This is a genomic window from Mesorhizobium sp. M1A.F.Ca.IN.020.06.1.1 (assembly GCF_004023265.1).
GTDB lineage: Bacteria > Pseudomonadota > Alphaproteobacteria > Rhizobiales > Rhizobiaceae > Mesorhizobium.
Genome location: NZ_RZSR01000001.1, coordinates 24855 through 32030, shown reverse-complemented (window position 1 = coordinate 32030; position 7176 = coordinate 24855). Strand labels below are relative to the sequence as shown.

Below are 7176 nucleotides of genomic sequence, written 5' to 3'. Positions count from 1 at the left end.
CTTCATGGCAGATCGCCGTCAGCGGATCGTCCTTGTCGGAGAAGGCCGACTTGCCGCTCTCGTCGAGCGGATGGAACGGCCGCGCCTCGGCGAGGTCGACAATATAGGCCCAATGATAGAGCGGCACGAAATTCCGCCGCGCCGCCTCCTGCAGGCGTTGGACGTTGGCGAGGATGTCGGCAAAGCCCTCGACCAGATAGCGCTTGTCCTTGCGATGCTCCTCCTGGAGATCGATGAACACCGCGGCCACCGTGCCGCGCCGGATGGAAATGGGGGATTTCATGCGGATGCTCTCGAAGGGGTGCCGCGGCGCGTCGGAATGTGCCGCAGCGTATCAGCTTCGTCATTCCAGCGCGAAGCAGCCGCGAAGCGGCGTCGCGAAGACCCTGGAATCCATTCCGTTACCTTGATCGAAGAGTTCGGCCTAACAGAATTCTGCACCGTTGCGGCGCTCCGACGTAACGGAATGGATCCTATGGCCTGCGCCGCGTCGCTTCGCTCCTTGCTTCGCCCGAGGATGACGACGACATGAGTGCGGCGGCCAATCTCGAACGCCTGCGACAATGTATGGGCGGCTCCAACAGAGCGTATCGGCATCAAACCGCTCATTCCAGAAACTCATCCTCATAAGGAAACCGCGAAAGCAGCTCGGTCCCCGTTTCGGTAATAAGAATCTCGTCCTCCAGCTTGACGCCCTCGCGGCCGCCTTTCTCGCCGATATAGCTTTCGACGCTCACCACCATGCCCGGCACGATCATGCCGTCGCGGCCGTACGTCTCGTAATCCATCGCGTGGGCGATGAAGGGCGTCTCGCCATGCATGCCGACGCCGTGCATGACCGAGGTATAGCGCTGGTCGACGAAGCGGTCCGGGATTTTCCAGGCCCTCTCGGCGATCTCGCGGAAGGCCATGCCGGGTTTCACGATGGAAATGTTGTGCTGCACCTGGTCGTGCGCCATGCGGTAGAGCGATTTCTGGTAGGGCGTCGGCTTGCCCGGGCCGCAGCGGAAGGTGCGCGAGAAGTCGGAATAATAGCCGTAGCAGCCGATGGTGTCGGTATCGAGCGCGACCAGCTCGCCCGGCCTGATCTTGCGGCCGCTCGCCTCGTTGAACCACGGATTGGTGCGCTGTCCTGAAGTCAGCAGCCGGGTCTCGATGAACTCGCCGCCCTGGCGGATCACCTCGTGATACATAATGGCGAAGAGCTCGTTTTCGGAAACGCCGGGCTTGATCGCCTCGCGCACGGCGGCCACCGCGGCTTCGGCTCCGGCCATGGAAGCCTGCAGGCATCTCACCTCCTCCGGCGTTTTCACCGCGCGCACGGCAAGAATCTCGCCCTGGCAGTCCTTCACCTCGCAGCCGCGCTTTTCCAGAGCCACCGCCTGCAGATGGCTGCAGCGGTCGAGGCCGAGCTTCATCGAGCCGCCGCCATGCCTCTTCAGAAGCTCGGTGATCTCGTCGGCGAACGGCCCCGCCGTCTCGTCGTCGCGACCGGAGACGGAGGACCAGACGAGCTTGGAAGGACGCGCCTCGTCGATCGTGTCGAGCACCATCGAGACATGGTAGCTCTGCGGATATTCGAACAGCACGATTGGCCCATCGGTCGGGATGAAGAAGTAGCGGGTCGAATTGCGCAGGAAATAGCCGAACATGTTGCGCGAGCCGGTGGCGTAGCGCTGGTTATAGGGGTCGAACAGCACGACGCCGCCATAGCCCGCCTCGCGCATCCAGGCGCGCAGTTTGGCGAGCCGCCCCTTGCGCAGAGCGTCAGCGTCGATGAAGGACGGCTCGGTGTCGGAGAGCCACATGCCGCCGGCGGGATCGGCCGCGGCCGGATGGCGCATGCGGTCCTTGAAGTCCACATCCTCGGTGCTGTCGGGATCGAAAACGACGATGCTCATGGGTGCCTGGCCTTGAGTAGGTTGTAAATGCCGACCATGGCGCAGGAGGGGAGAAGGTATTGTGCGGAAAGCCGCTCATGCTGTGCCGGATGCCGCTGGCCGTGTGGAACTGCAACCGCTAAAATTCTGCTCGATGCCTCATCAGCTTTGAGACTTTGTGGTAAAGTCGCTGAATAATCTGGTATTGCGGACCACACCGTGGATTATCGAATAGCGCTTGGCCCCTTATACATCCTGCTTTTTTTCAGCTTCTGCCTTCTGGCCTATATTCAGCCGATTCTGCATTGGCTGGCCGACGATTTTGGCAACACAACCATGCTCGCATGTCTGGCGGCATATTTCGGCATTATCGTCGGATTGGTTTGGGCTATCAACAAAATCAACAAAGCATTCCCGACATTGGACCTTCCGCCTTCTTCCAATCGCCAAGGGGTGATCTGGGATGTCGCGGCGACCTATGAAGAGGCAAGGCCCAACGTCGCCGCCGAGAAATCGCCGCCTGTCAAAGTCCGGTCGGAAACTGGCAAACCGGACGTTGAACTCTGATCCTACCGCCGCCGCATCGCCTTCGGCGCCTGCCCATGCTCCTCCTTGAAAGCCCGCGCGAAACTCGACATCGAAGCAAAACCGCAGGCCAGCGCAACATCGCGCACCATCAGCGTCGAATGCGCCAGCAGATCGGCGGCGATCCAGTCCGGATCGTTGTCCGCATCTGCCACGACCAGCACTTCCGACGGCCCGGCGATCATGTCGATGCCGACGCTGCCGAACACCTGGCGCTTGGCTGCCGCGACATAGGCATTGCCCGGCCCGACGATCTTGGCGACCGGCCGGATCGTCTCGGTGCCATAGGCGAGCGCGGCGACGGCTTGCGCGCCGCCGACGCGATAGATCTCGGAGACGCCGGCAAGGTCGGCCGCGACCAGAACCAGCGGATTGATCACGCCGCCGGAGGCCGGCACCACGATCACGATGCGTTCGACACCGGCGACCTTGGCCGGCACGGCGTTCATCAGCACCGAGCTCGGATAGCTCGCTGTGCCGCCGGGCACATAGAGCCCCACGGCATCGATCGCGGTCCAGCGCGAGCCGAGCTCGACGCCGGCGGCGTCCGTGTAGCGGTCGTCCTTCGGCTTCTGCCGCTCGTGATGGGAGCGGATGCGGTCGCGTGCGAATTCGAGCGCCTCGACTGTGGCTGGGTCGGCCGCGGCGTATGCCTTTTCGATGTCGGCCCTGGAGACGGCGATGCCGAGCCTGCTGAGATCGGCCTTGTCGAATTTCAGCGTGTAGTCGATGAGCGCCTTGTCGCCTTCGGCGCGCACGCGCGCGACGATGTCGCGCACCACCGCTTCGACGTCGGCCGACACTTCGCGCTTGGTGGTGAGGAATGCCGAAAAACGCAGCTCGAAATCGGCGTCGGTTTGGCTAAGCGTGATGGCCATCGTCGGTGCTCAGGTCCTGTGAACCGGGCGCGAGGTGGCTTCCCAGGAGCCGCCGACATCGGCGAGCCGCGCCTCGATGCACTCGACGTCGAGCATGATCGTGCCGCCTCCGGAAAAAACCAGCTCGATGATGCCGGCCGGCTTGCTGAATGCGACGAAGCTGACCGCCAAGAGCGACAGTATCTCCGCCGGCTTGTCGCGGGCGATGCCGCTGGTCTTGGCGCCGAGCACGCGGTCGAAATGCAGCACGCACTGGCGCCGTTCATTGTGCTGGCGGAAGAAGCCGGACCTCGCCTCCCAGACGAAGCGGTTCATGGTCAGCACGAAACGTTTGGCCGCCGGCAGGTATTCGAGGTCGGAGACCTTCATCACGGCGTCCTGGACGTGGGCCGAGATGATGCTCAGATCCTGGTCGTCGAGCGCGATGAGCTTGAGGGCCATGCGGAATGCGCACCTGAAGGTTGATTAGTCAATCTTCTGTTATGCGGTCTTTCCGCTCTGCGCAACCGAGGCGCTTTGTCAGCCCGAAATCCGCTCGATCACCGCGCCGCAGCCGGAAAGCTTCTCCTCCAGGCGCTCGAAACCGCGGTCGAGGTGGTAGACCCGGTTGACGGTGGTTTCGCCTTCGGCGGCAAGCCCTGCGATGACCAGCGACACCGAGGCGCGCAGGTCGGTCGCCATGACCGGCGCGCCCTTCAGCTTGGCGACGCCGTCGACGATCGCCGTCTGGCCGGACAGCGTGATGTGGGCGCCGAGGCGGGCAAGCTCCTGCACATGCATGAAGCGGTTCTCGAAGATCGTCTCGGTGATGCGCGACTTGCCCTTCGCCATCGTCATCAGGCCCATGAACTGCGCCTGCAGGTCGGTCGGGAAGGCGGGGAAGGGCGCGGTCGTCACATCCACCGGTGCGATGCCGGCGCCGTTGCGCTTGACGCGGATGCCGGCATTGGTCGGCGTGATCTCGGCGCCGGTCTCGGCAATGACGTCGAGCGCGCTCTGCAACAGGTCGGGGCGCGCGCCTTCCAGCACCACGTCGCCGCCGGTCATCGCCACCGCCATGGCATAGGTTCCGGTCTCGATGCGATCGGGAATGACGCGCACGCGCGCCCCCGACAGCGCCTCGACGCCCTCGATGGTGATGGTGGAGGTGCCGGCGCCGTGGATCTTGGCGCCCATGGCGATCAGGCATTCGGCGAGATTGACGATCTCCGGCTCGCGGGCGGCGTTTTCGAGTACCGTCTCGCCCTTGGCGAGCGAGGCCGCCATCATCAGCACATGGGTGGCGCCGACCGACACTTTCGGGAACACGTAGCGGTTGCCGTGGAGACGACCGTTCTTGGTTTTGGCGACGACATAGCCGTTGTCGACGTCGAGCTCGGCGTCCAGCGCCTGCAGGCCTTCGAGGAAGAGGTCGACCGGGCGCGTGCCGATGGCGCAGCCGCCCGGCAGCGACACCTTGGCCTCACCCATGCGGGCAAGCAGCGGGCCGATAACCCAGAAGGAGGCGCGCATCTTGGACACCAGCTCGTAGGGCGCGGTGGTGTCCACGATGTTGCGGGCGGAGAAATTGATGGTGCGCGAATAGCCCTCCTGCTGCTTCTCGCGCCGGCCGTTGACGGAATAGTCGACGCCGTGATTGCCGAGGATGCGGATCAGTTGCTCGACATCGGCCAGATGCGGCACGTTTTCGAGCGTCAGCGTGTCGTCGGTGAGCAGCGAGGCGATCATCAGCGGCAGCGCCGCGTTCTTGGCGCCCGAAATCGGAATGCTTCCGGCAAGCTTATTGCCGCCGACAATTCTGATGCGATCCATGAAAGAACGTCCCCTCGGCCCGGACGGGCCGGTTTCAATCGGTTGAGTATATCCGGCTCTAGACTATCGGCCGGTGCGGTTCAAGAAATAGGATTTCCCCATCTGTGGACCGAGTGTGATCGGCCAGTGTGGCTGATTTCGGTTAGTCCTTGTGCATTTTTCCAGCAGTCGGCAATCCTTCCGGCCGATCATCAGGATTGCCATCCCGCCGCGAACGGGCCTGCGCCTTGCGCTTCTGCAGGTTGGCACGCAGCGCCTCGGCCAGCCGGTCCTTGCGCTCGCCGTCGCGTTTTTTCGGCGGATTTGGCTTGTCGTTCATCGCCGGTCCTCGCCGGCGGATAGCCGGCTGTGGTTCAGGCATAGTTAACATTGTGGCGCCGCCATGTCATCGAAGCCTGCTCGCAAGCGGCTTCCACAGCCGCGGCATTCGACACATGCCGCGGGAAAACCGCGCAGCGATTTCGCACGAAGGCATGCGTCGTTTTAAGGTTTTCTTGGCCTTGCGCTTGCCGGTTCGTTATGGCAGAAGCGCCGCCATCGCAGGCTGCGGTAGCTCAGTGGTAGAGCACTCCCTTGGTAAGGGCGCAACCAAGATGGAAACGCGGCCCTTTTTCTAGCAAAATCAGATTGTTATCAGGCAGGCCGTTTTCGGCTGGTGTAAGGTCTCGTAACCACTTTGGTTGCTTTGTCACCAGCGTTCGCCGCCTTGCGCGGCTTCTTCTTCCCGAAGACCTTATCGATGACGCCCTTGCCCTCGCCGTGGGTGTAGTTTTCGAGGAGGAGCTTTTTCGTTTTCCAACGGCCCTTGTTTGCCGTGGTGGCGATGTCGACGCCGTTGCGCACGATCATCTCGGTGGCGAAGCTGTGACGGCCGGGTTGATGGGTGCCAAGATAGGGGATGCCGGCCTTTTCGCAGATGCGCTTGATGTCCTTGTAGACCGAACCGCGCTGGATATAGCCGAACAGGCGGGTGTTCGGCTTCTTAGCGGCACGGCCGTTGTGGCGTGGGCCTGAGCGCCTATTCTTCCAGGGTACGCGCACCTCCCATGCGGCCAAGCGTTCCCGCTTCCACTGGCGGAGTTCCTGGATCTCGTAGACCATCTCGACCGTTAGATCGGCCTCGCCGTCCTCGCCATTCTTCGTGTCGCGGAAAATGACCTTGCGGTTCACCAGGTCGACATCAGGCGAATCATCCTCAAGCGCGATCGCCTCCGAGACACGGGCGCCGGTCTGGTAGATGAATAGCATCAAGGCGCTGATTCGGGGGTCGTCGCTGTGCTCCCGGAATGTGTCGATGTAGGAACGGTCGACCGCGCGCTTGGGCGGGGTGCTCGGCCGGCGGACGTCCTTGTCCGATTTCTTGAACCCTTTGATCACCACTTCTCGACATTTGCCGTCATCGGCACTGAGATTGATGACGGCCCGGGTGGGGATGATCACCTGCCGGTTCCATGTCGTGTAAGCAGCACCGGGGTACAGCACCTTGGCGGCGGCACGCACGCCCGATCCGGTCATGTCCGAGATCCTGGTGTCGGCGAAATGTTCGAGCAGCTTCTGGATGTAGCTCTCGCTCTTGCCGGCTTGCAGATAGGCCTCGACGGCTTGGGCGAAGGTGAAGAAGTCCTTTGGGTCGAGATCGATTTCCTGCTGGGCACGCAGCTCGCGATTCAGGCGGACCTTGTTCGCTTTGGCTTCGTCAGTTTCGCCAGTGCTCTCGTGTACGCGCTGCTCGCCTTGCCGGGTTGGGACCCTTCCGGTGAGCCACCAGAACCGGCCGCGCTTGTAGATCGTGAGCGGCATGACGCTTTACTCCACAAAAACAACTCATCGATCTGCCGCGGCGAGATCAGCACCTGCCTGTCGACACAGTAGCAGAGGCCCGTCTTGATCGCCTTCTCGCGCAACGACCTGGCGGACATGCGCAACCCTTTGTCGCGAAAACGCGACGACCAGTATTCCGGTGTCTGCGACATGGTCAGCACTTCGGGCGGCTGGTCATTCATGGCTCTTCCCGGTCGCGG

8 protein-coding genes are annotated in these 7176 nt (G+C 62.6%); 1 reads left to right on the top strand and 7 read right to left on the bottom strand.

Annotation, left to right across the window (positions count from 1 at the left end; all coding sequences use genetic code 11):
• Both EOA60_RS00255 and EOA60_RS00250 read right to left on the bottom strand, forming a co-directional pair.
• On the bottom strand, positions 1–283 hold a 283-nt coding region (locus EOA60_RS00255; protein WP_128311004.1), incomplete at its 3' end, for an isochorismatase family protein.
• A 322-nt stretch (positions 284–605) separates the two neighbouring features.
• Positions 606–1901 carry a Xaa-Pro peptidase family protein gene (locus tag EOA60_RS00250; RefSeq protein ID WP_095801245.1) on the bottom strand — a complete coding sequence of 432 codons (1296 nt, stop codon included), beginning with the start codon at positions 1899–1901 and terminating at the stop codon, positions 606–608.
• A 198-nt stretch (positions 1902–2099) separates the two neighbouring features.
• Between EOA60_RS00250 and EOA60_RS00245 the strand changes: the two genes are divergently transcribed.
• On the top strand, positions 2100–2447 hold the full coding sequence (locus EOA60_RS00245) for a hypothetical protein (protein ID WP_067329908.1): 348 nt from the start codon (positions 2100–2102) through the stop codon (positions 2445–2447).
• A gap of 2 nt (positions 2448–2449) precedes the next feature.
• Here the strand turns inward: EOA60_RS00245 and hisD are convergent, their stop codons facing one another.
• The 5 genes from hisD to EOA60_RS00225 form a co-directional block, all read right to left on the bottom strand.
• Positions 2450–3343, bottom strand: coding sequence for a histidinol dehydrogenase (gene hisD, locus EOA60_RS00240; RefSeq protein WP_128311002.1), 894 nt, complete (start codon positions 3341–3343; stop codon positions 2450–2452).
• Positions 3344–3352: 9 nt separating this feature from the next.
• A complete protein-coding gene (locus EOA60_RS00235) occupies positions 3353–3784 on the bottom strand; it encodes a DUF2948 family protein (RefSeq protein WP_066993786.1) in 432 nt (143 codons plus the stop codon).
• A 78-nt stretch (positions 3785–3862) separates the two neighbouring features.
• Entirely contained in the window at positions 3863–5155 is a 1293-nt protein-coding gene (gene murA / locus EOA60_RS00230) for a UDP-N-acetylglucosamine 1-carboxyvinyltransferase (protein WP_066993783.1), read from the bottom strand.
• 142 nt (positions 5156–5297) lie between these two features.
• Complete coding sequence (locus tag EOA60_RS37265; RefSeq protein ID WP_095802509.1) at positions 5298–5474, bottom strand: hypothetical protein; 177 nt, start codon at positions 5472–5474, stop codon at positions 5298–5300.
• Between the two features lie 314 nt (positions 5475–5788).
• A complete protein-coding gene (locus EOA60_RS00225) occupies positions 5789–6955 on the bottom strand; it encodes a tyrosine-type recombinase/integrase (protein ID WP_127334958.1) in 1167 nt (388 codons plus the stop codon).
• Between the last annotated feature and the right edge of the window lie 221 nt (positions 6956–7176).

Bases quoted from the DNA above. Each gene is read 5' to 3' on its own strand.
- EOA60_RS00225 (WP_127334958.1), bottom strand. From the start codon at position 6,955: ATGCCGCTCACGATCTACAAGCGCGGCCGGTTCTGGTGGCTCACCGGA.
- hisD (WP_128311002.1), bottom strand. From the start codon at position 3,343: ATGGCCATCACGCTTAGCCAAACCGACGCCGATTTCGAGCTGCGTTTT.
- EOA60_RS00235 (WP_066993786.1), bottom strand. From the start codon at position 3,784: ATGGCCCTCAAGCTCATCGCGCTCGACGACCAGGATCTGAGCATCATC.
- EOA60_RS37265 (WP_095802509.1), bottom strand. From the start codon at position 5,474: ATGAACGACAAGCCAAATCCGCCGAAAAAACGCGACGGCGAGCGCAAG.
- EOA60_RS00250 (WP_095801245.1), bottom strand. From the start codon at position 1,901: ATGAGCATCGTCGTTTTCGATCCCGACAGCACCGAGGATGTGGACTTC.
- murA (WP_066993783.1), bottom strand. From the start codon at position 5,155: ATGGATCGCATCAGAATTGTCGGCGGCAATAAGCTTGCCGGAAGCATT.